At 71.6% G+C, this 22073-nt stretch carries 26 protein-coding genes; 9 read left to right on the top strand and 17 right to left on the bottom strand.

Features of this window, described 5'->3' with window-relative positions; translation table 11 throughout:
• Window positions 1–38 precede the first annotated feature (38 nt).
• A complete protein-coding gene (locus tag F6W97_RS11015) occupies window positions 39–581 on the bottom strand; it encodes a hypothetical protein (RefSeq protein ID WP_155370149.1) in 543 nt (180 codons plus the stop codon).
• Between the two features lie 379 nt (window positions 582–960).
• Between F6W97_RS11015 and F6W97_RS11010 the strand changes: the two genes are divergently transcribed.
• The 6 genes from F6W97_RS11010 to amaP are packed head-to-tail and all read left to right on the top strand — an operon-like array spanning window position 961 to window position 3754.
• On the top strand, window positions 961–1428 hold the full coding sequence (locus tag F6W97_RS11010; RefSeq protein WP_155370148.1) for an Asp23/Gls24 family envelope stress response protein: 468 nt from the start codon (window positions 961–963) through the stop codon (window positions 1426–1428).
• Window positions 1428–1952 carry a hypothetical protein gene (locus F6W97_RS40045; RefSeq protein ID WP_196279078.1) on the top strand — a complete coding sequence of 175 codons (525 nt, stop codon included), beginning with the start codon at window positions 1428–1430 and terminating at the stop codon, window positions 1950–1952. The genes F6W97_RS11010 and F6W97_RS40045 overlap by 1 nt, the downstream gene beginning before the upstream one ends.
• A 59-nt stretch (window positions 1953–2011) precedes the next feature.
• Complete coding sequence (locus F6W97_RS11000) at window positions 2012–2206, top strand: DUF2273 domain-containing protein (RefSeq protein ID WP_155370147.1); 195 nt, start codon at window positions 2012–2014, stop codon at window positions 2204–2206.
• A complete protein-coding gene (locus F6W97_RS10995) occupies window positions 2203–2637 on the top strand; it encodes an Asp23/Gls24 family envelope stress response protein (protein WP_155370146.1) in 435 nt (144 codons plus the stop codon). The genes F6W97_RS11000 and F6W97_RS10995 overlap by 4 nt, the downstream gene beginning before the upstream one ends.
• 14 nt (window positions 2638–2651) lie before the next feature.
• The gene (locus F6W97_RS10990; RefSeq protein ID WP_155370145.1) at window positions 2652–3182 is read left to right on the top strand and encodes a DUF6286 domain-containing protein; all 531 of its coding nucleotides are present in this window, start codon (window positions 2652–2654) and stop codon (window positions 3180–3182) included.
• On the top strand, window positions 3182–3754 hold the full coding sequence (amaP, locus tag F6W97_RS10985; protein ID WP_155370144.1) for an alkaline shock response membrane anchor protein AmaP: 573 nt from the start codon (window positions 3182–3184) through the stop codon (window positions 3752–3754). The genes F6W97_RS10990 and amaP overlap by 1 nt, the downstream gene beginning before the upstream one ends.
• Window positions 3755–3870: 116 nt before the next feature.
• On the opposite strand, the gene F6W97_RS10980 is transcribed toward amaP, so the two are convergent.
• The gene (locus F6W97_RS10980) at window positions 3871–4014 is read right to left on the bottom strand and encodes a hypothetical protein (RefSeq protein ID WP_155370143.1); all 144 of its coding nucleotides are present in this window, start codon (window positions 4012–4014) and stop codon (window positions 3871–3873) included.
• A 286-nt stretch (window positions 4015–4300) separates the two neighbouring features.
• Here F6W97_RS10980 and F6W97_RS10975 point away from each other — a divergent pair, with 286 nt between their 5' ends.
• Window positions 4301–5059: an arginase family protein gene (locus F6W97_RS10975; RefSeq protein ID WP_230686578.1), complete on the top strand. Its 759-nt coding sequence runs from the start codon at window positions 4301–4303 to the stop codon at window positions 5057–5059.
• Between the two features lie 85 nt (window positions 5060–5144).
• Here the strand turns inward: F6W97_RS10975 and F6W97_RS10970 are convergent, their stop codons facing one another.
• The 3 genes from F6W97_RS10970 to F6W97_RS10960 are packed head-to-tail and all read right to left on the bottom strand — an operon-like array spanning window position 5145 to window position 7590.
• Window positions 5145–6227 carry a hypothetical protein gene (locus F6W97_RS10970; RefSeq protein WP_155370142.1) on the bottom strand — a complete coding sequence of 361 codons (1083 nt, stop codon included), beginning with the start codon at window positions 6225–6227 and terminating at the stop codon, window positions 5145–5147.
• Entirely contained in the window at window positions 6220–6561 is a 342-nt protein-coding gene (locus F6W97_RS10965) for a PadR family transcriptional regulator (RefSeq protein ID WP_230686577.1), read from the bottom strand. Before F6W97_RS10965 ends, F6W97_RS10970 begins: the two co-directional genes overlap by 8 nt.
• 48 nt (window positions 6562–6609) lie before the next feature.
• A complete protein-coding gene (locus tag F6W97_RS10960) occupies window positions 6610–7590 on the bottom strand; it encodes a LysR family transcriptional regulator (protein ID WP_196279077.1) in 981 nt (326 codons plus the stop codon).
• A gap of 90 nt (window positions 7591–7680) precedes the next feature.
• Between F6W97_RS10960 and F6W97_RS10955 the strand changes: the two genes are divergently transcribed.
• Complete coding sequence (locus F6W97_RS10955; RefSeq protein WP_155370140.1) at window positions 7681–8463, top strand: alpha/beta hydrolase; 783 nt, start codon at window positions 7681–7683, stop codon at window positions 8461–8463.
• 100 nt (window positions 8464–8563) lie between these two features.
• On the opposite strand, the gene F6W97_RS10950 is transcribed toward F6W97_RS10955, so the two are convergent.
• The 8 genes from F6W97_RS10950 to F6W97_RS10915 form a co-directional block, all read right to left on the bottom strand.
• A complete protein-coding gene (locus F6W97_RS10950; protein WP_155370139.1) occupies window positions 8564–9235 on the bottom strand; it encodes a hypothetical protein in 672 nt (223 codons plus the stop codon).
• A gap of 39 nt (window positions 9236–9274) precedes the next feature.
• Window positions 9275–9733 (bottom strand): thioredoxin, encoded by a 459-nt coding sequence (trxA, locus tag F6W97_RS10945; protein ID WP_155370138.1) that lies wholly within the window; start codon window positions 9731–9733, stop codon window positions 9275–9277.
• Window positions 9734–9735: 2 nt separating this feature from the next.
• On the bottom strand, window positions 9736–12390 hold the full coding sequence (gene clpB / locus F6W97_RS10940; RefSeq protein ID WP_155370137.1) for an ATP-dependent chaperone ClpB: 2655 nt from the start codon (window positions 12388–12390) through the stop codon (window positions 9736–9738).
• Window positions 12344–12679 (bottom strand): chaperone modulator CbpM, encoded by a 336-nt coding sequence (locus F6W97_RS10935; RefSeq protein ID WP_155370136.1) that lies wholly within the window; start codon window positions 12677–12679, stop codon window positions 12344–12346. Before F6W97_RS10935 ends, clpB begins: the two co-directional genes overlap by 47 nt.
• Entirely contained in the window at window positions 12676–13662 is a 987-nt protein-coding gene (locus F6W97_RS10930; protein WP_155370135.1) for a DnaJ C-terminal domain-containing protein, read from the bottom strand. The genes F6W97_RS10935 and F6W97_RS10930 overlap by 4 nt, the downstream gene beginning before the upstream one ends.
• Window positions 13663–13665: 3 nt before the next feature.
• On the bottom strand, window positions 13666–14295 hold the full coding sequence (locus F6W97_RS10925) for a nucleotide exchange factor GrpE (RefSeq protein WP_155370134.1): 630 nt from the start codon (window positions 14293–14295) through the stop codon (window positions 13666–13668).
• An 8-nt stretch (window positions 14296–14303) separates the two neighbouring features.
• Complete coding sequence (gene dnaK, locus F6W97_RS10920; RefSeq protein WP_155370133.1) at window positions 14304–16223, bottom strand: molecular chaperone DnaK; 1920 nt, start codon at window positions 16221–16223, stop codon at window positions 14304–14306.
• Window positions 16224–16543: 320 nt separating this feature from the next.
• On the bottom strand, window positions 16544–17050 hold the full coding sequence (locus tag F6W97_RS10915) for a hypothetical protein (protein WP_155370132.1): 507 nt from the start codon (window positions 17048–17050) through the stop codon (window positions 16544–16546).
• 127 nt (window positions 17051–17177) lie between these two features.
• Between F6W97_RS10915 and F6W97_RS10910 the strand changes: the two genes are divergently transcribed.
• Window positions 17178–18116 (top strand): ribose-phosphate diphosphokinase, encoded by a 939-nt coding sequence (locus F6W97_RS10910; protein WP_155370131.1) that lies wholly within the window; start codon window positions 17178–17180, stop codon window positions 18114–18116.
• A gap of 89 nt (window positions 18117–18205) precedes the next feature.
• Here the strand turns inward: F6W97_RS10910 and F6W97_RS10905 are convergent, their stop codons facing one another.
• Genes F6W97_RS10905 through F6W97_RS10890 form a run of 4 tightly spaced genes read right to left on the bottom strand, consistent with a single transcriptional unit; the run spans window position 18206 to window position 21848 of the window.
• Complete coding sequence (locus tag F6W97_RS10905; protein WP_155370130.1) at window positions 18206–18784, bottom strand: GTP-binding protein; 579 nt, start codon at window positions 18782–18784, stop codon at window positions 18206–18208.
• The gene (locus F6W97_RS10900; protein WP_230686576.1) at window positions 18765–19130 is read right to left on the bottom strand and encodes a DUF742 domain-containing protein; all 366 of its coding nucleotides are present in this window, start codon (window positions 19128–19130) and stop codon (window positions 18765–18767) included. Before F6W97_RS10900 ends, F6W97_RS10905 begins: the two co-directional genes overlap by 20 nt.
• A 4-nt stretch (window positions 19131–19134) precedes the next feature.
• Window positions 19135–19554, bottom strand: coding sequence for a roadblock/LC7 domain-containing protein (locus F6W97_RS10895; RefSeq protein ID WP_407924566.1), 420 nt, complete (start codon window positions 19552–19554; stop codon window positions 19135–19137).
• On the bottom strand, window positions 19548–21848 hold the full coding sequence (locus F6W97_RS10890) for a sensor histidine kinase (RefSeq protein ID WP_155370128.1): 2301 nt from the start codon (window positions 21846–21848) through the stop codon (window positions 19548–19550). Before F6W97_RS10890 ends, F6W97_RS10895 begins: the two co-directional genes overlap by 7 nt.
• Window positions 21849–22073 lie beyond the last annotated feature (225 nt).

The following is a 22073-nucleotide window of genomic DNA, read 5'->3' as shown; positions in this document are numbered from 1 at the left end:
CATTCGCATGTTGTACGGGCTGATTGGGGGAGTGGGCGTTACCGCTGGGCACTGATGAAGCCCACGAGAGTGGCTGTCCACCAGCCGACCTGGGAGATGGCCGCCACCGAGACCGCGGCGGCCAACAGCCGGCGTGACGGCTGAGCGCCGCTGGTTGCGGCGAGCCGCTCCTGCACCCGTTCGGCCCACTGGCCGTTGAGCGCCACCGCCAGCACCGCGATCAGCTTGACCACGGTCAGCGGCGACGAGGTGTCGGGCGACAGCAGTGCCCCGCTGACCACCAGCACACTCAGCCCGATCCAGATCGGCGTCTGCACGACTCGCGCCACCGACACGAGAGTCACCAGATCCTGGCGGCCGAGCATCCACATGAGGCCGAACCAGTCCACGGTCAGCACTGCGCCGAAGCCGAGAACCAACGCCGCCAGGTGCACGAACAGCACCACCGGACGTATTTCCGCGCTGGTCGGAACGTAGGGCACGGCAACGATCAGAACTCCCCAGGCGACCAGCAGACCTGCTGCGGTCACCGCGGCCGGGACCTTGCGACGCTCCCGCGGCGCGGAGTCCACCACCGACATGCCGTACTCCTCAACCGTTGTGGGAACGCTCCCATCATCGCATTGCGTCAATGTCAGGCAAGCCGGTAACGCTCGCGAAATCCGACGTTCACGGCGCGGCGGTACGTCCGGACCATCGTGGTGCTGCACCGACGGCGCCGACTGTCGATCGTCGGGACGCCGGACGCGTGTGCGCGCCCATGAAAGTTTCTGCGGCATCCCACGTCAGGCTCAGCCGGGTGCGACCCGGCGCGCCGTGTGCTGTTTCTGGACTTCCGTCACTTACGTGGCGGTCTGAGGGGGAATGCCGGGCTTCTACGTGAACAAAGTTCGCCATCGACGATTAGCGGAGATTTATTGGGGAACGGCTTAGTTTGCGCAGAACCTAGGGGGTTGGGCCATGACGCAGACTGTGGAACGTTCACCAGTGCCGACCATGGCGGCCGGCGACAAGGAAAAGCCACACAATGACCGGCTGTCCACCGACGCAGGCAAGATCAGCGTTGCCCAGGGAGTGGTCCAGAAGATCGCCGGCGTCGCCTGCCGGGAGATCGCCGGTGTGTACTCCATGGGTACCGGCAGCGCGCGTGCATTCGGGGCGATCCGGGAGCGGATCCCGGGTAGCAGCGGACCCAACGTGGCGCAGGGCGTCGGCGTGGAGGTAGGCGAGACCCAGGCTGCTGTGGATCTCGACATCGTCGTGGACTACGGGGCCAGCATCGCCGAACTCGGCCGCAGCGTGCAGCGCAACGTCAAGCAGTCGATCGAGCGGATGACCGGGCTCGAAGTCGTAGAGGTCAACGTCAACGTCGACGACGTGCATCTACCGGACACGGGCGAGGAGCGCAGCCCGGCCCGGGTCGAATGATGAACGCCCCGGCGGGTTCGGCCCTGTCACTGATCGACGGCGTCGACGTCGATGCGGTGGCAGGTGCTGCCCGCGCCTGCCGCGGCGTGGAAGATCTCGAAAGCGGCTTCCCGGAGGTGGCGACCTACCTCCCCGGCCGGCGTGTGCGGGGAGTGCGGATCGTCGGCGATGCAGTGGAAGTCCACATTCGCGTGGCCTGGGGGGTCCCGGCGTACGAGATCGCCGCGGCGGTTCAGGCTGCCGTTGTGCCACTGATCGGCCGACATGAGGTCAACGTGATGATCGCCAGTCTCGGCGACCCGCCGCTCACGGCTGAGCCGGTGACCGCCGAATCCGACCGGACCGGCACCATCGGCCTGATCGGGCGGGCACCGCTGGCGCACGCCTCGCAACGAGCGGGCAAGGTGCAGGGCGATCCGCTGCTGGGCGAAATCCAGGCGACGCCCACCGCGATCGCCACGCGCCCCGGCCCGCTGAGCGCCGCGCTGCCAGGCCCGGATCCGGCAGGCCCAGACGGTACATGACACGTCGGCCACCGGCGGGTTGAGCCGGCACCCATTCGCGTACAGCCAAGGAGCAGAAGATGAACCACACCATGTTCGGCACCGCCGTGGGACTGCTCCTCGGCATAGTGCTGGTGTTCGCCGGATTCGGGCCGATGCTGGTGGTGGCACTGTTCGGACTCGTCGGCTGGGCGGTGGCGAAGGTCCTGGCGGGCGAACTCGACCTCACCCGGCTCGGCGAAGTCGTCAGCCCGCAGCGCCGGAGCCCACGATGACCCAGGTACTCAGCGGGCGGCCCACCGAAAAGCCGGTGCCCGCCCCGACCGCGGACAGCGCCGCCCGCCTCGGCGGGACGATCCACATCAACGAAGACGTGATCGCGAAGATGGCCTCGCATGCCGCGAGCGAACTACCCGACGTCGGCTGCCCCACCCGCGGGCTCGGCCACATGGGAGCGGACACGCTCGGCACAAAGGCGGATCTGCGCCGCCGACCCAAGGCGTCCGCACAGATCGACGGGGACAACGCGTACGTCGACCTGGTGGTCAGCGTGCGCTGGCCCGCCCTGCTGCCGCAGGTCACCTCCGCGCTACGCGAACACGTCCGCACCAGGATCGAAGACCTGGCCGGCCTGCACGTCCACACCGTCAACATCTACGTCGCCGACCTGGTCGACGACACTCACGCCGGAGCCCGCGTGCACTGACCGGGGGAGGCAACATGAGACGGGTCGTCAACCGCCTACTCGCGCTGGCCGTGAGCCTCGCACTCATCGCCTTCGCGGCACTGGTCCTCATCGAGATCATCGCCGCGCTGCTGGGCAGAGCACCGCTACTGGTCGACTGGCCGGCGGCGACCCGCTGGGCGCAGGGCACCACCTGGGGCGACAGCCAGCCGCTCGCGATCAGCCTGCTGCTGCTCGCCGTCGGCGCCGCACTCGTCATCGGGCAGCTGTGGCCTGGAGGGCTCACCCGCCTGGCCGTCGACAGAGCCGATCCGGACACCGACGTCGCCGTCAGCCGACGCTCGGTGGCCCAGGATGTGACAGACGCAGTCCGGCAGGTAGACGGCGTGGTCCCGCAGCGGGTGAAGGTCGGGCGAACCCGGATCGCCGTCCGAGCAGCCGCACCCGCCACCGATGACAGGTCGGCCCTGACCGACGACGTCAAAACCGCGATCGTCCAGCGGCTCGAGCGGCTGCACCTGCGTCGGCCACCGCGCCTGGCCGTGAAACTGTCACGGAGGGCCTGATGAACGTCGACCGCTTCAACCGCATCGCACTGCTCGTGGCAGGGCTCCTCCTCCTGGGCGCCGGGACCGCCGGAGTGCTCGCCCACACCGACGCCCTGGGCTGGTCGGCCACCGAGCAGCCTCTCGTCGGCGATCCCGTGAACCGCTACCTGTCCGCCAACACCTGGGTGCGGCCCGCTGCCGTAGCCGCCGCCCTGATCCTGCTGCTACTGGCCGTGCGCTGGCTGCTCGCCGTACTGCTGTCCAGCGACCGGCTGCGCACGCTGGTACTGCGCACCGACCAGCAGAGCGACGAGCACACCACCGTGGCTGCAACAGCACTGGAAGGGGCGGTACGCGACCAGATCGAGCGGTACCGCGGGGTGACATCGGCCAAGGTCCGCCTGCTCGGAAAGCCGGAGAACCCGACCATGACGGTCGCCGTCGACACCGGCGACCAGGGTGACATCGCGGCACTGTGCGAGCGCATCGAGCACGGCGCGCTAGCCGACGCCCGCCAGGTCCTGGGCCGGCCGAACCTGCCTGTCCGACTGGACCTCGACACTCGCCGCCGGCAAGCCCGCGTGGCGTAGCCAACGGACCGGCGCATCACCACGGACGGTGCCGTACGCGACGCGACGTCGGCGCGGGCCATTTCGACGACTCGACCGCACTGCCGGAGCGGCGGCCGTACGTAGCTATCTGCGGCTTAGGTCTGCCTGGTGTGGATGCCGTCGAGTAGCACCTGTAGGTACTGGTCGATGCGTTTGGTCGGATCGTCACCGATTCGCAGGGCGAACGCGGTGCCGCAGACCAGGTGGTGCGCCGCGCCCAGCCGCCTCCCACGAGCCACTGCACGCGCGTCAACGCTTCCCGCCGACGCCGGGCCAGCAGATGTGATCACGGGAGCCCGAGCCGTCAACCCTGTCAACCAAGCCCGATCGGCGCACGGCTGAATTCATCACGGCACGGCAGCGCAGTGCCTTCGTCGCGCGGCCGGCGAGGATCGCAACTCCCAGGGCGTTTGTACCGTCGGTATCAGGTGGCTGGGTTGCCCTGTCGTCGATCCCGACGCCGATCGACGAAGATCCGCATGCGGGTGGAACCGCCGAGGGACGTAGATCGGTAACGTATGCCGCGTGACGATCATCCTTGTGCCGTACCACCTCGACGAACGACTGCCCGATGAGGACTTTCCCCTGCCGCCCGGCCACCAGGTCAGGACGGTGACCGAGCAGCTTCCCGACGGGGACGTCTGGGCCCGGCTCGGCCACCTCTACGAGTCGGTGGTCTGGCAGGTCGCCCACGCCGTGCAGGCCGGCGAGACGCCGACGGTGGTGTCCGGCGACTGCACCGTGTCCCTCGGCACGCTGGCAGGCTTGCAGCAGGCGGGCGTGGACGCCGCGATCGTCTGGTTCGACGCGCACGGCGACGTGCAGACACTGGAGACGACCGCGTCGGGCTACGTCGGCGGCATGCCGCTGCGGATCATCGTCGGTTACCGGCCCGAGCTGATCTCCGCACGGCTGGGCCTGCGCCCGCTGGCCGAAGACCGGGCGCTGCTGGTGGACGCCCGGGACCTCGACCCGCCGGAGGCCGACTACCTGGCCACCGCCGCGGTACGCCGCTGCGGCGTCGACGATCTCGACGAGGCGATGCTGCCGCCCGGTCCGCTGCTGCTGCACCTCGACCTCGACGTGATCGACGCCGCGGAGCTGCCGGACCTGCGCTTTCCGGTGCCCGGTGGCCCGACGGCGGCCGGGGTGCTCGCGGCGGCGCGGCGGGTGCTGGACACCGGCCGGGTCGCGGCCGTCGACATCGCCTGCACCTGGTACCCCGGCCGCCCCGACCCGGACGGCGTCCGCGCCCGCCTGCTGGCCGCGCTGACCGAGCGCTGACGGGCGCGCTCCGGGCCGCTGATCGCGGGCGTTGGCCGTCGAGCCGGAGGGCTGCCCGGCGAGCGGCGCAGCCCCCGGCGTCGGCTCAGACCTCCGCGATCGTGCTCTCGGCGGTCGCGGAGTTCGCACGCCGGCGCTGCCACGGAGTGAAGTGGACGATGCCCACGCAGCCGGCCAGGCCGACCGCGATCACGGTCGCGGCGAGCGGATTGGCAACCTGGTTGGCCAGCGGGTACATGAGGTCGGTGGCGAGCAGCATGCTGTCGGTGTCCGGATCCGGCACCATGCTCAGCACGTTGTCGACCGTGTTCGCCAAGCAGGCGTACAGGACTGCGGCTCCGAAGAGGAGGACCAGCGCCTGGTCGCCGCGCCCGAGCCGCGCGAAGCGGTGGGCCAGCCAGGCCGTCACCGGCCAGGGCACGACCAGACCGACGGCGAACCCGGCGAGCGCGGCGGCGAGCACACCGTTCGGCTCGACCTGGTACACGTCCACGAGCACGGTGGATTCCCGACCGTCGGGGCGGTAGTCCGACACGCGCAGCAGGAGACCGTCACGGACGGCCCAGAGGGCGCCGCAGCCGCACCCCTCCGGCCGCGTGACGGCGCCGGTCTGCCAGCCCTCCTCCTGCAGACGCCGCTGGGCGGCGGTCAACACGCCACCGGTCGCGACATGTTCGTAAATGCGGAGATGGCCGGCCGGCACCGGTGTCACCTCGGGCAGGTCTTCTGCGGCGAGGGTCTGGAACAGGCCATGGGCCTTGTAGCTGTAGGCCATGTCGAGGGGGTCGCTCGCGTCGATGCTGACCCGGCTGGTTGGCTGCCCGACGAGCGCGTCGCCGAGGGCGGCGATCCGGGGATCGTCGAGTGCGGGCCGTGCTGAGGGGTCGTCCCAGGCGAGGTAGGCGCCCACCCCGCCGAGCACGACGGCCATCCAGAGCGTGGCGATGCCCGCCGCCGTCTTCCCGGCCCACCCAGGCGGCACGAGGCGAAGGCGCAGCCCGGACGCGATCAGGTGGACCGCCTCGCCGAACGTCGCCCGGACCTGCCCCGGCCGCGCCGCGTCGAGCAGCGTGGTGAGGATCTCCAGCCCTCGCTCGCGGCGGTAGAAGCCCGGGTAGGCGCGCAGCAGGCGTTGGTACGAGCGCTCCAGTTCGTCCTGCTCAGGCATGCTGCACCGCCATGCCGAAGCCGTACGCCTCGCGCAGGCGGGTCGCGGCGACGGTGGCGTCCGACCGCATCCGCTCCACCGCGGACTCCAGGGCCGCGCGGCCGTCGTCGGACAGCACGTAGTAGCGGCGCAGCCGCCCACCCACGGCCTCCTCCCGGTCCACGGCGATGAGCCCGGCCGAGGTGAGCCGGTCCAGGGCGGCGTACAGCGTGCCGGCCTTGAGGATGATCCGGCCGCTGGACAGCTGCTCGACGGCCTGCATGACGCCGTATCCGTGCAATGGGGAGCGGACCAGGGCGGTCAGGATGAAGAACGTGGGTTCCTGCATCGTCATGGCAGCAATATAGACCATCTGTATATACAGTCAATCTGTATAGTCGGCTCAGGACACCGGCAACCGGCGCTGCTCACCCGGACGCGGCATGACGCGCGGCAGGTCGGCGCGGTCCGGTTCCGGCAGCCAGTCGCGGTCCGGATCGAACCGGATCGTCCCGGGACCGGGCAGCAGTTTGAGCAGCCGGGGGAGCAGCGGATGCGGGTTGTCCGCCCGCCAGACCACCGACCAGGGCAGGTACGGCACCGGCCGCAGCGGCACCCGTACGACGTCGGCGGGCAGCTGCCACCACGCGCCCAGCGGGGTGACCCGGTGCGGATGCCGCCGTAGCTCGGCGAGCGTGTGCTCGACGCCGATGTTCAGCGCGGTGCCCGTGATCGGCACGTCCAGCGCGGCCGCGTACGCGCGCAGCAGCCCGGTCAGCTCCGGCGGCCGGTCCTCGAACGGCATCCACAGCCCGTGCTCGCGCAGCTCGGACGCCCCGAGCGCGACGGCGTCGGCGAGCGGATGCCCGGCGAGCACCCCGGCCGCGATCGGCTCCAGGCACACCAGCCGCCGCCGCAGTCCGGCGGGCCACGGGCGGCCGAGGTCGTGCGCCCTGCCCCAGGCGACGTCGAGATCGCCGCGGACCACGGCGTCCAGCGCCGAGCCGAGGCTGCGCCGCATGCTCAGCTCCAGCAGCAGGTCCGGGTACGCCGAGACCAGCTCGCCGAGCAGCGCGAGCGGCCGGTGCACCGGCCCCCACACGTCGACCTTCAGCGGCAGCGGCTCGCCGCGCACCGACCGGGCCGCGGTCGCGCCGAGCGCCAGCAGCTCCCGGCCGTGCGGCAGGAACCTGGTCCCGGCCGCGGTCAGCTCGACCGGACCGCGCCCGCGCACGAACAGGGTCGTGCCCAGCGTCTCCTCCAGCCGGCGGACGCGTTTGGACAGCGCCTGCTGGGTGAGGTACAGCGCGGCCGCGGCCCGTCCGAAGTGCAGCTCGTCGGCGGCGCGCACGAACGCCCTGACCTGAGCGAGATCTAGATCCACAGCGCACAGCCTGGTCCGACAACCAACGGTTGTCCAGTCGATGGGCATGGTTGTTCGACTCCACCCCGCTCGCGGGCTTGACTGGTGCACATGACGCTCAGAGGAACCGCGGCCGGAGTGCCGTACGTCGCCCTGCCGCCCGCCGACCCGACCTCGGCCGCCCCGCTGGTCGTGGCGTGGCACCTGCTCGACCCGCCGCGCAGCGAGGCCGCCATGGCCGCCGCCCTGCCCCTGTCCGGCCTGAACGCCTGGCGGGTGTACCTGGGCCTGCCGATGACCGGCGACCGCATGGTGCCCGGCGGCCCGGAGGCGCTGCTGAAGCTCGCCATGGAGGACGCGGTGATGAACGTGTTCGAGCCGCTGACCCGGCAGGCGGTGGCGGAGTTCCCGCCCGCGCTGGCCGAGCTGCGCTCGCTGCTGGACGCGCACGGTCCGCTCAGCGTGGTCGGCGGCTCCATCGGTTCGATGACGGCGCTGCGGCTGCTCACCGAGACGGCCGTGAAGGTCGACCGGGTGGCGCTGGTCAGCCCCGCGGTGCAGCTGTCCGCCCTGGTGGACGCGAACTCCCGGATGTTCGGCATGCCGTACGCGTGGACCGACGAGAGCCGCGCCGTGGCCGACCGGCTCGACTTCGTGGCCCGTGCCGCGGAGATCGAGCGCCCGGTGCTGATGGTGATCGGCGACGAGGACGACCGGGACGGCTTCCGCGACCCGGCCGAGCGGCTGTGGGCGGCGCTGCCGGAGGGATCCTCGCTGGTCGCGATCCCCGGCATGGGCCACGCCCTGGCCGAGGAGCCCGGCATCGAGGCGGCTCCGCAGACCGCGCACGCCGCCCAGGTCGACGCCATCGTCACCGACTGGCTGTCCCGCTAGATCGTCGGCGTCGGCGTCGGCGTCGGCGTCGAGTCCGGTCGCAGCGGAATGCGGTGTGTCCGGCTTCCGGTGTTCACCACCGGCCGCCGGACACACCGCATCATCGGCGAGCCGGACCGGAGTCGAAGTGTCCAGGGTGGTCGGGGCGATCGCTCTCGTCCACCTCCGTGAACCTGCGAAGGGGCGGGATGGGCGGGTCCGCCCAGAGGTACCGGCCCACCGGGTACGGGCGGCGGTAGAACAGGCGCAGCCGTCCGGCGATCCGGAGGGTCTCCTCGTCCGCCGGCGGCCCGCTGCGGACGGTGTCGATCGCGTCGGCGAGGGCGTCCAGCTCCTCAGGCGTGAATTCGATGCGGTCGACGGTGCCCAGATTCAACGAGACCCGCCGCCCCGCCGCGTCGTCGTGGGCGACCAGCGTCACCCGTCCGTCAGCGGGATCGTCGATCTCTCCGCGAACCGTGGCCGCGGCCAGGTCCACGGACCGGGTGCGGAACGGCCCTCGCACGCTGAGCACGGAACCGTGCAACCACGTGCCGCCCCGCAGGATCGTCAGCAGGCCGAGGAGCCCCAGGCAGGCGACGCCCAGGAACTGGGCGAAGTTGAAGGCGGCCTCGCCGACGCTCACGGACTCCGCGGCGGCGACGTGCCTGGCGTACCGCCACAGCAGGGCGAAGCCGCCCACCAGCAGAGCCCAGCAGAAAAGGACCGTTCCCCGGTGCTGCTGCCGCGTCCATGGGCCCAGCGGCGTCCGCGTCGGCTCAGGCGTCTCCATCGCCGCAGCGTAGGCACCGCAGGCAAGGCCGCGGCGGCGTCACTTCACCGGCGGCAGCGAGCGCTCCACCCACTGCAGCAGCGCGTCCGGCGGGATCGCGCCGAGCTGCCGGGCCGTCACCTCGCCGCCGCTGAGCATGAGCAGCAGCGGGATCGACTGGGCCCGGTAACGCCTCGCCGTCTCCGGCGAGTCGTCCACATTGACCTTGACGACCTTCAACCGTCCCGCGTACGCCAGCGCCGCCTTCTCCACGCCCGGCGCGACCATGCGGCACGGCCCGCACCACGGCGCCCACAGGTCCAGCAGCACCGGCAGCGACGACTGCACCGCCACGGCGTCGAAGTCGTCGTCGGTGGCGTCGGTCAGCCATGGCAGCATGCCGCGGCAGCTCCCGCAGCGGGCCAGCCCCGCCGCGGCGGCCCGCAGCCGGTTGCGCTTGCCGCAGTGCGGGCAGGTGACCAGGTCGGCCCTGGTGTCCTGCTGCGGTGCCTGTGCCATCGTCAAACTCCCGTTCCCGCGCCCGCCTCCGCCATCTGCGGAGCCGGTGCCGCGTCGAAGGTTACCGCCAATTCGCCGTCGCGCACCCCGACGTGGATCACGGCGTCCTCACGCAGGTCACCGGCGATGATGGCGCGGCCGATGCGGGTCTCGACCTCGTGGGCGATGTAGCGGCGCAGCGGCCGTGCGCCGTACACGGGGTCGAACCCGTGCTCGGCGATGAGCTTGCGGGCGTCCTCGGTCAGGTCGAGGCTGATCCGGCGCTCGGCGAGCCGCTGGCGCAGGTCCTCGAACTGCAGGTCGACGATCTTCTCGATCTGCGGCAGCGTGAGCCGGTGGAACAGCACGATGTCGTCGATGCGGTTGAGGAACTCGGGCCGGAAGTGCCCGCGCAGCTCACCGAGGACCTTCGCGCGGGCCTGCTCGGAGATGTCGGCATCGGACCCTTCGAGCAGGTGTTCCGCGCCGATGTTGGAGGTCATGATGATGACGGTGTTGCGGAAGTCGACGGTGCGGCCCTGCGAGTCGGTGATCCGGCCGTCGTCGAGGACCTGCAGCAGCGTGTTGAACACGTCGGTGTGCGCCTTCTCGATCTCGTCGAACAGCACCACCGAGTACGGCTTGCGCCGCACCGCCTCGGTGAGCTGCCCGCCCTCCTCGTAGCCGACGTACCCGGGCGGCGCGCCGACCAGGCGGCTGACGGTGTGGCGTTCCTGGTACTCGCTCATGTCCAGGCGCACGATGTTGTCCTCGGAGTCGAACAGGGCCGCCGCCAGGGCCTTGGCCAGCTCGGTCTTGCCGACGCCGGTGGGGCCCAGGAAGATGAACGACCCGATCGGGCGGCGCGGGTCCTTGATGCCGGACCGGGCGCGGATGATGGCGTCGGCGACGACCTGGACGGCCTCGTCCTGGCCGATGACGCGCTCGTGCAGGATCTCGTCGAGGCGCAGCAGCTTCTGGCGCTCACCTTCCTGCAGCCGGGACACGGGGACGCCGGTCCAGGCGGAGACGATCTCGGCGATCTCGTCCTCGGTCACCGTCTCGCGGAGCAGGCCGGGCTGGCCCTGCTGCCGGTCGGCTAGTTTCTGCTCCTCGGCGGCCAGTCGCCGTTCGAGGTCGGCGATGCGACCGTAGCGCAGTTCGGCGGCGCGGTTGAGGTCGTAGGCGCGTTCGGCCTCCTCGACCTCGTGGCGCAGCCGTTCGAGTTCCTCGCGCACGTCCTGGACGCGGCGGATGGCCTGGCGCTCGCTCTCCCACTGGGCATGCTTGGCGTCGGCTTCGGCGCGCAGGTCGGCCAGCTCGCGGCGGAGCTGGTCGAGGCGGGCGAGGCTGGACGGATCGGTCTCCTTGGCCAGGGCCGCCTCCTCGATCTCCAGGCGCATGACCCGGCGGGTGATCTCGTCCAGCTCCGCGGGCATCGAGTCGATCTCGGTACGCAACCGCGCGCAGGCCTCGTCGACGAGGTCGATCGCCTTGTCGGGCAGGAACCGGTCGGTGATGTACCGGTGCGACAGCGTCGCCGCGGCCACCAGCGCCGAGTCCTGGATCTTCACGCCGTGGAACACCTCCAGGCGTTCGCGCAGCCCGCGCAGGATCGAGATGGTGTCCTCGACCGACGGCTCGTCGACCGTCACCTGCTGGAAGCGCCGGGCCAGGGCGGCGTCCTTCTCGATGTGCTTGCGGTACTCGTCGACCGTGGTCGCGCCGATCATGTGCAGCTCACCGCGGGCGAGCATGGGCTTGAGCATGTTCCCGGCGTCCATCGCGCCCTCGCTGCCGCCGCCGGCACCGACGACGGTGTGCAGCTCGTCGACGAACAGCAGGATGCGTCCCTCGGCGGCGCGGACCTCGTTGAGCACGGCCTTGAGCCGCTCCTCGAACTCGCCGCGGTACTTGGCCCCGGCGATCAGCGAGCCCATGTCCAGTGCGAACACCGTCTTGTCGCGCAGTCCCTCGGGCACGTCGCCGCGCACGATGCGCTGGGCGAGGCCCTCCACGATGGCGGTCTTGCCGACGCCCGGGTCGCCGATGAGCACGGGGTTGTTCTTCGTCTTGCGGGACAGGATCTGGATCACGCGGCGGATCTCGGCGTCGCGGCCGATGACCGGGTCGAGGCGGTTCGCGCGGGCGTCGGCGACCAGGTCCTGCCCGTACTTCTCCAGGGCCTCGTAGGTCACCTCGGGCATCGCGGAGGTGACGCGCTGGTTGCCGCGGATCTGGGTCAGCGCGGCCAGGAACGCCTCCCGGGTGACCCCGTTCTCCTTGAGCCGTCGTCCGGCCGCCGACGCCGAACCTTCGTCGGCCAGGGCGAGCAGCAGGTGCTCGGTGGACACGTACTCGTCCTTGAGCCGCTTGGCCTCGCGCTCAGCCGTGTCGAGCACCCGGGACAGGCGCTGGGTGACGAAGACCTGGCCGGGCTGCGCGCCCGGCCCGCTGACCTTCGGGCGGCGCTGCAGGTCCTGCTCGACCTCGCCGCGCAGCCGGCTCGGGTCGGCCCCGGTCTGGGCGATCAGCCGGGGCACGATCCCGTCGGGCTGGTCCAGCAGCGCCAGCAGCAGGTGCTCGCCGTCCACCTCGGTGTGCCCCATCCGCAGCGCGATCGTCTGCGCGTCATGCAGCGCCTCCTGCGACTTCTGCGTCAGCTTGTTCATGTCCACGGCGCTCGCTCCTTCGCAGTGCGGTCTGCAGCTCGTCGACGCGGTCGAGCAGGTCCATGACCAGGCCGATCGCGGTGTAGTTCAGGGACAGGTCGGCGTGCAGCCGCTGCACCCGCGCCACCCGGTGCAGCTCGGTGGGGGAGAACCACAGGCCGCCGCCCGCGTCCCGGTCGGCGTCGAGCAGGCCCAGCGCCACGTACCGCTGCACCAGCACCGGGTGCAGGCCCGCCCGGCGGGCGAAGTGGTCGAGGCTGAGCCGGGTCGGGACGGCGAGCGCGTACACCTTCATCGGGCGCTCCTCGGGTCGAACGTGGACTCCTCGGCCAGTTGCTCGTACAGCTCGCGTTCGCGATCGCTCAGGCTGCGCGGCACCATGATGCGCACCTCGGCGTACAGGTCGCCGTGCTCGCCGCGGTGGTGCGGCATGCCCTGCCCGCGCAGGCGCAGGCGCTTGCCGCTGGACGTGCCGGGGGGCACTGTCACCTTGGTCTCGCCGCCCGGGGTCGTCAGCGGCACCGTCGCACCCAGCGCCGCCTCGGACGGGCTCACCGGCAGCGGCACGTGGATGTGGCGGCCGTCGAGCCGGTAGCGCTGGTGCGGTTCCAGCCGCACCACCAGGTACAGGTCGCCGGGCGGGCCGTTGCCCCGGCCCTTGCCGCCCTGCCCGGCCAGCCGGATGCGCTGTCCGTCGGTGACCCCGGCCGGGATGTTCACGTCGTAGCTGCGCTCACCCTGCGCTCCCGACAGGGTGATGGACCGCTTGCCGCCCTGGTACGCCTCCTCGACGCTGAGCGGCAGCTCGGCCTCCTGATCCGCGCCCGCGATCGGGCCCGTGGCCCGCCCCGCGCCCCGGCCGCCACCGCGGAACATGCCGCCGAGCAGGTCCTCCAGATCGACGTCGCCGCCGTCGTACGACCACGAGAACGGCTCGCCGGTGTCCCCGCCCCGGAACCCGCCGCCCGGGAAACCGCCGCCGAAGCCGCCCTGACCTGCGCCGCGTCCGCGGAAACCGCCCGCGCCCGCGCCGGCCATCTCCTCGTACCCTTCGGGGACCTTGCGGAAGTCCTCGCCGAAGCGGTCGTAGCGGGCGCGCTGCTTCGGGTCGTGCAGCACGTGGTACGCCTCGTTGATCTCCTTGAACCGGTCCTCGGCGTCCGGGCTCTTGTTGACGTCCGGGTGGAACTTGCGGGCCAGCTTGCGGAACGCCTGCTGGATCTCGTCAGCCGACGCGCTCCGCGAGACCCCGAGCACGTCGTAGAAGTCGCGGGCCACGGCTCACCCCTGGGTGTTGCCGGCGACGACGACCGTGGCCGGGCGCAGCTGCCGGTCGACCTCGCCGTAACCCGGGCGGATCACCTGCAGCACCGTCCCGTCCGGCTCGCCGGTGTTCGGCACCACGCTGACCGCCTCGTGCCACACCGGGTCGAACGGCATGCCGGTGTCCTCGCGGCGCGGGAAGCCGAGCGTGGACAGCGTGTTCACGGCCTGGTCGCGGACCGCCCGGACGCCGTCGACGACCGCGGCCGGGTCGCTGTCGGCGTGCGCGAGCGCCAGGTCCAGGTTGTCCACGACAGGCAGGAACACCGCGGCCGTACGGGCCCGTTCGGCCTCGCGTTCGGAGGCGAGCTGGCGCTCGTACCGCTTGCGCATGTTGTCGAGGTCGGCCAGCGCCCGACGCAACCGGCCCTCCAGCTCGGCAGCCGACGGCCCGGCGGGTGCCTCGATGTCCGGCGCCTCTGCGGACGGCTCCCCGGCATGCCCGGCCGGGACCGCGACCTCGTCGGGGTCCACGGCGACCGGGCCCGGCGGGTCGAGGCCGTGCCGGGCCACGTGGTCGTGCCCGGCCTGTTCCTCCGGTTCGGTGTCGGCCTGCGGGCCGCTGCCGCCGTGCGGGTGGTGTGCCATCGCGGCCCTCAGCTCGGCGAGAACTCGGCGTCGATGACGTCGTCGTCACCCTGGCCCTGACCGGTGCGCGCGCCCGCGCCGGCGGTCGGGCCGCCCTGCCCGCCCTGGCCCGCGTCGCCGCCGGGCGGCGGTCCGCTGGGCCGCGCCATCAGGCCCTGCGCCACCTGCTGCAGGTCGCCGATGAGCGAGCGCAGCCGGTCGACCGGCGCCTCCTCCTTGATGGCCTGGCGGGCGTCGCCGACCAGCAGCTCCGCGCGGGCCTTCTCGTGCGCGGGCGCGGCCTCGCCGAGCTCGCCGAGGCGCTGCTCGACCTGGTACGTCAGCGATTCCAGCTCGTTGCGGGTGTCGATGAGCTGGCGGGTGCGGGTGTCCTCCTCGCGGTGGGACTCGGCGTCGGCGACCATCCGCTCGACGTCGCTGCGCTCGAGGTTGCCGCTGTCGGTGATGGTGACGGCCTGCTCTACCCCGGTGTCCTTGTCCTTGGCGGAGACATTGAGGATGCCGTTGGCGTCGACGTCGAAGGTGACGTCGATCTGCGGCACGCCGCGCGCCGCCGGGCGGATGTTCTCCAGCCGGAACTTGCCCAGCGTGCGGTTGTCACCGGCGAGTTCGCGCTCGCCCTGCAGGATGTGGATGTCCACGGCGGGCTGGTTGTCCTCGGCGGTGGAGAACGTCTCGGCCCGGCGGGCGGGGATCGTGGTGTTGCGCTCGATGACCTTGGTCATCCGCCCGCCGAGCGTCTCCAGACCCAGCGACAGCGGGATGACGTCGAGCAGCAGCACGTCCGGCCCCTCACCGGTGAGCACACCGGCCTGGATCGCCGCGCCCAGCGCCACGACCTCGTCGGGGTTGACGCTCATGTTCGGGTCCTTGCCGCCGGTCAGCCGGCGCACCAGGGCCTGCACGGCGGGGATGCGGGTCGACCCGCCGACGAGGATGACCTCGTCCAGGTCGTTGGCGGTGACCTTCGCGTCGGTCATGGCCTGCTCGACCGGGCCCAGGCAGCGCTGCACCAGGTCCTTGGTCAGGTCTTCGAACTTCGACCGGGTGATCGTCGTGGTGAGGTGCTTGGGGCCGGCCGCGTCGGCGGTCACGAACGGCAGGCTGACCTGCGTCTGGGTGACCGACGACAGCTCGACCTTGGCCTTCTCGGCGGCTTCGAACAGCCGCTGCAGGGCCTGCGGGTCGGTGCGCAGGTCGATGCCGTTGTCGTTCTTGAACTCGTCGGCCAGGTGGTCCACGAGGCGGCGGTCGAAGTCGTCGCCGCCGAGGTGTGAGTCGCCCGCGGTGGCGCGTACCTCGACCACACCGTCGCCGACGTCGAGGATGCTCACGTCGAACGTGCCGCCGCCGAGGTCGAACACCAGGACCGTCTCGTGGCCCTTCTTGTCCAGGCCGTACGCCAGCGCGGCGGCGGTCGGCTCGTTGATGATGCGCAGCACGTCGAGCCCGGCGATGCGCCCGGCGTCCTTGGTCGCGGTGCGCTGGGCGTCGTTGAAGTACGCCGGCACCGTGATGACGGCCTGGGTGACCTTCTCGCCGAGGAACTTCGACGCGTCGTCGACGAGTTTGCGCAGCACCTGCGCGCTGATCTCCTCGGGGGAGTACATCTTGCCCTTGACGTCGAAGCGGACCAGCCCCTCGGGGCCGGGCACGACGTCGAACGCGACGGCCTTGGCCTCCTCGCTGATCTCGTCGAAGTGCCGGCCGATGAACCGTTTCGCGGAGTAGATCGTGCCTTTCGGGTTCAGGATCGCCTGCCGCCGGGCCAGCTGCCCGACCAGGCGCTCGCCCGCGTCGGTGAACGCGACCACGGACGGTGTGGTCCGCGCGCCCTCCGCGTTCTGGATCACCGTCGGCTGACCGCCTTCGAACACCGCGATCACCGAGTTCGTGGTCCCCAGATCGATACCCACTGCCTTGGCCATGGCGCAGCTCCACATCCGCTGTCTGCCGGCGCGTGCGTCCTGCGCGTGGCGGAACCGTCGGTGGGCCGCCTACCTGCGGACACACCGAGCGCACGCCCGGTATTTGCACATAAATCGGACTCACATAATCTAGCCGACCACCATGCCCGAGGTTGCCGTTACCGCCCGACGCGAAGTCTCCGCGCCATGTCGCGGCCCCTGGCCGCGCTGTCCTGCCGCTGCCCGGCGAAGATCGCTGTTTGAGGTCAAAATCTGCGGTCAGGCTACGGAATTTGTCACCAAACAGCGATCTTCGTCCGGAACCGCACCCGCGGCGCGACTCAGCTGTCGAGGTCGTGTGCGCCGGACGCGCGCAGCAGCCACTCCAGCGCACCCGAGGGGAACGGGTGACCCTCGATCTCGACGTCGACCCAGCCCCCGGCGGGCCCGTCCAGGCCGGCGTCCCACCACTGCCAGCCGCGGGAGTCGCCCAGTTCCTCCGGCTCGAACCAGCCGAGCCAGCCGGACAGCTCCCAGGCGGCGGTGGTCTCATACCGGTGCCGCTGCTCCGGCGTCGTCGAAGGCCGCCGTGCCTGTTCGTCCTCGGCGGCCGGATCCGGCTCCGGTGCGCACGCCGCCACGAAGCGCTCGGGCAGCCGCTCCCGCCACTGCACCAGGTCGGGCCAGACGAGGCCGGGGTCCAGCACCGTGGCGAGCGCGTCGCGGGCCAGCGCGATGACCGAACGCGGGTCGTCGGCCGTGAAGGTGAACCGCTGCAGGAAGTGCTCGCTCACCTCGCCGGGCAGCGGGCCCTCCAACACCCGGCGCAGTTCCGCCTGCCGATCCATCCGTGGCCGTCCCCTCCGCCGTTCCCGGTGATCGACCCTAGCCGAGCGGGTCGTCGGATTCCCGATCGGATGACGGCGCGGCCCACCTGGGCGCCCGGCACGGCCACGTGCTGGTTACCATTCCGGCGTGCGTGACATCGCGGTGTTCAGCGGTAGTGCCCATCCCGAACTCGCGGCCGAGATCTGTGCCCATCTGGAAGTGCCGCTGCACCCCGTGCGGGTGTCGCGCTTCGCCAACGACTGCCTGGAAGTGCAGCTCGGCGCGAACTGCCGCGACCGCGACGTGTACCTGGTGCAGCCGCTCGTGCCGCCCGTGCAGGAACACCTGGTCGAACTGCTGCTGATGCTCGACGCGGCCCGGGGCGCGTCGGCGGGGCGGGTCACCGTGGTGATGCCGCACTACGCCTACGCCCGCTCGGACAAGAAGGACGCCCCGCGCATCTCCATCGGCGGGCGGCTGGTCGCCGACCTGCTGCGCACCGCCGGGGCCGACCGGGTGCTCGCGATGACGCTGCACTCGCCGCAGATCCACGGCTTCTTCAGCATGCCGGTCGACCACCTGCACGCCCTGCGCGAACTGGCGACCTACTTCAAGCAATACGACCTCGCCGACACCGTCGTAGTCTCGCCCGACCTCGGCAACGCCAAGGAGGCGGCCGCGTTCGCCCGGCTGCTCGGCACACCCGTGGCGGCCGGCGCGAAGCAGCGCTACAGCGACGACCGGGTGCAGATCAGCGCGGTCATCGGCGACGTCGCGGACAAGCACGTGATCGTCCTCGACGACGAGATCGCCAAAGGCAGCACCGTGATCGAGCTGATGGAGCACCTGCGCGGCCTCAACGTGCGCTCCATCCGCCTGGCCTGCACCCACGGCCTCTTCTCCGACAACGCCCTCAAGCGCCTCAGCGAGCAGGACGGCGTGCTGGAGATCGTCTGCACGAACACGGTGCCGATCGCCGCCGAAAAGCACGTTCCGAAGCTGAAGGTGCTCTCCGTGGCCCCCGCACTGGCCGAGGCGATGCGCCGCATCCACAACGGCGAGTCCGTCAGCGCCCTTTTCTCCTGACGGCCCAAGATCGCGACGATCTTGCGCGAACTGTTGCCGATACGTCCGAACGGCGCGTGTCGCACCCACGGTTCCCGCAAGATCGTGCCTCAGACGGGCAGCGACAGCACGTGTTGGAGCAGGGCGACCAGGACGGCGCGGGATGAGGTGCGGTCGCGGGCGTCGCACATCAGCACGGGGGTGCCGGGGTCCAGGTTCAGGGCCAGCTGGACGTCCGCCGGGGTGAAGCGCTCGCCTCCTTCGAAGCAGTTCACGGCGACCACGAACGGGGTTTCGCGCTCCTCGAAGTAGTCGATGCAGGCGAAGCTCTCCTTGAGGCGGCGGGTGTCGGCCAGCACCACCGCGCCGATCGCGCCGGAGGCCAGCTCGTCCCAGAGGAACGAGAAGCGGTCCTGGCCGGGGGTGCCGAACAGGTACAGGACCAGGTCGCGGCTGATGGTGATGCGGCCGAAGTCCATCGCGACGGTGGTGTGGGTCTTGGCTTCCACACCGGACAGGTCGTCGACCCCGATCCCGGCGTCGGTGAGCACCTCCTCGGTGCGCAGCGGGCGGATCTCGCTGACCGCGCCGACCATCGTGGTCTTGCCGACGCCGAAGTGCCCCGCGATGAGGATCTTCACGGCGGTGGGCAGCACGACCGGTGCCGCGTCAGAGCGTACGGAGTCCATGGATGACCGCCTCGAGTACAGGTCGGCTCGCCACACCGCGGGCCGGGGTAGGGGAACGGGTGACGATGAGCCGCTGCGACAGCAGGTCGCCGAGCAGCACCATGACCGTGCCCGCGGGCAGGTCCAGCTCTGCAGCCAGCTCGGCGACCGACACGGGCTCCTGGCTCTGCCGGATGATCTGCGCGGACTCCGGGTGCAGACCGTCGTGAGGTTCGGGCGGCCGGGTGGCCAGCACGATCGAGATGAGGTCGAACGCGCCGCGCACCGGGGTGGTCCGGCCGGACGTCATCGCGTACGGCCGCACCACGGGCACGGCGTCGGGCCACTGCTCCTGTGGCGCCTCCACCAGGTCAGCCCTGCGCCGCGGCGGGCTGGCGGACCGGTGTGGTGATGTACTGGCCCACCCGGACCACCAGCATCTCCATTTCGTACGCGGCCACGCCCACGTCGATGTCGCTGCCGCACACCACGGCCAGGCAGGCCCCGTTGCCCGCCGACGTGACGAACAGATACCCCGTCCCGAACTCGATCATGGTGCGGCGCACCACGCTGTCGCCGAAGTGCCGGCCGGCGCCCCGGGCCAGGCTGCTCATCCCGGCCGCGGCCGCCGCGAGGTGCTCGGCGTCGGCCTTCGCCAGCCCCGCCGAGCCGGCGATCAGCAGCCCGTCCGTGGACAGGATGATGGCGTACCTGGCCTCGACGACCCGGTGGACCAGGTCGTCCACCAGCCACGCGAGGTCGACGGTCGCTGCGGTCTTCTCCGTCACGATGGGTGTCCTTCCGGATGTGCTGCGGTCGGGGACTGTCCGGTCAGCTCGGCGTGCGCACGGCCCTGCCGCGCGGCGTCGGCGTAGGCCGCCAGGAACCGGCTGACCTCCTGCGGCTCGCGGCCGTTGGGATACGACGGCCCGGTCCGGCCGAGGTCGCGGGTCTGCTCGGCCTCGGCGAGGTCGCGCGGGCGGGGCACGACCCGCTTGGGCCGCTTCTCGCGCCACGGCAACCCGGCGGGGGTGAGTTTGGTGTCGTCGTCGCCGCCGACCGGCTGCGCGGCAGCCGCCGGGTCCGCGCCGGCCGGCTGGTCGAGGGGACGGCGGGCGTGCGGGTTGAGCGCGGCCGCGGCCGCGACGGTGGCCAGCAGCCGCTCCCGGGGACGGTCGCCGACCTCCGGCGCGGTCCGCGCGATCAGCTCGGCGGGGATCACCACCGCGGCCGTCACCCCGTCGTGCGGCGACCGGCGCAGCTGCACCACGAGCTGGTAGCGCTGCGCCAGCCGGCCGACCACGTAGAAGCCGAGCCGGGCGGCCCCGGCGAGCTGGAACTCCGGCGGGTCGGCCAGCTGCCGGTTGGCTTCCTGCAGGTCCAGGTCGGTCATGCCCAGGCCCCGGTCGCTGACCTCCACCAGGTAGCCGCCGGGCACGGCGCGGCCGATCACGTCGACGTCGGTGTGCGGCGGGGAGAACGACACCGCGTTCTCCATCAGCTCCGCCAGCAGGTGGATGACGTCACCGGCGGCGTGACCCGCGAGCGCGGCCGGCTCTGCGGCTCGCAGCCGCACCCGCGGGTAGTCCTCGACCTCGGCCAGCGCGCCGCGCAGCACGTCGACCATCGGCACCGCGGCGCGGTAGGTACGGCTGGCCGGCACACCGGACAGCACCACCAGGTTCTCCGCGTTGCGCCGCATGCGGGTGGCCAGGTGGTCGATCTGGAACAGCTTGGCCAGCTCCTCGTCGGTGGCGGCCTGCCGCTCCATCAGGTCGATCATCTTCAGCTGGCGGTGCACCAGCGCCTGGATGCGGTGCGCCAGGCTCAGGAACACATCGCGTACGCCGCGCCGCAGCTCTGCCTGGTCGACGGTGGCCTGGATCGCGGTCTGCTGCACGACGTCGAACGCGCGGCCCACCTGCCCGATGTCGTCGTCGCCGAACGCCAGCGGCGGGGCTGCCTTGCCCACGTCGACCTGCTCGCCGAGCCGCAGCCGCTCCACGACCCGGGGCAGCCGCACGTGCGCGAGGTCCAGGGCGGCGGCCCGCAGCTGTGCCAGCTGCGCCTGCAGCGAGCGCAGCGACCGGATGGTGAACCGGATCGACAGCACCACGGCGATCAGCCCGAGCCCGGCGGCCAGCACCAGCTGGACGACGATGCCGATCATCGCCGGGCGGAACCGGACCACGGTCTGGTCGGCCAGGTCGAGCACCAGCGTGCGCGTCGCGTCGATGGCTCCGGTGACCGCGGCGCGCCACTGCACGGCGTCGGTGACCGGGGCGGCGCCCGGCGGGGCCCGCATCACCCGGTCCTCCAGGGTCCGCAGCGCCAGCATCTCGGGGCTGTCCAGCAACCGGAGGTACTGGGCCTTCTCCGGCTGCGGCAGCCGCTCGGCGACCTGCGTCGACAGGTACTTCTGCGCGCCGACCAGCTCGGTGAACGCGGCCCGGTCGGCTTCGGCGAACAGGTTCGCGCCGATCACGCCGGACAGCACCGCGTCCTCCCGGGAGATCATCTCCTGGGAGTGGGTCAGCAGCACCAGCGTGGACGTATGGAAGATGACGTCCGAGTCGTCCCAGGCGGTGTACGTGCCGTACACGTCGAAGCCGAGCTGGGCCAATCCCGTGAAGTACGTGTTCGCCCGCACCCGGTCCAGGCTGCCGCGGTCCAGTTCGAGACGGCGGTCGGGCAGGCCGTTCAGCGCGGTGAGCAGGTCGGCCAGCCGGGCGTCGCTGGCCTCGCTGGTGGACCACTGCGCGACGGTCCCCTCCAGCGCAACGCGCATCCGGTGCACGGCCTGGTCGGTGCCGGCGCGGGCGGCGTCGAGCGCGCCCCGGTCGGCGGCGGCCCCGGACGCGGCGAACGTGACCGACTCGCGGCGCTCGGCCTGGATCGCCGCGATGAGCGACTCGGTCGGCTTGGCGACCTGCTGCTCCAGCGCGGCCAGCCAGACCAGGCTGAGCCCCTGCCCCACGGTGACGTACGCGGCGAACGCCCACAGCGCCACCAGCGACGCGAGCACGGCGAAGATCTTGTTGCGCAGGCCGGGGTTGCGGGGCGGTCGGGGGTCGGAATCGTTCATGGCACCCGCTCGGGAGAGGACGCTGTGGAGGTGGTGGCGTGTGGTGCTCGCGTCCCGCGAGTGAACGGGGCCGCGACGGGGTGTTCACGCGAAGTCGTGACCCGTTGTAACAACGCCGGTTCCGCCAAGGTCGCACACCGCGTGCGACGCTCCCGAAGCTCAGCCGTGAGGCCGATTCGCGCTCGCCCGATCCGGGCGCGCACCCGGCCGGACGGCCGCCCCCAT

The organism is Catellatospora vulcania (genome assembly GCF_009720385.1).
Taxonomy (GTDB): domain Bacteria; phylum Actinomycetota; class Actinomycetes; order Mycobacteriales; family Micromonosporaceae; genus Catellatospora; species Catellatospora vulcania.
Note: the sequence above shows the minus strand (reverse complement) of the source record. Positions and strands in the feature narration are given on the sequence as shown.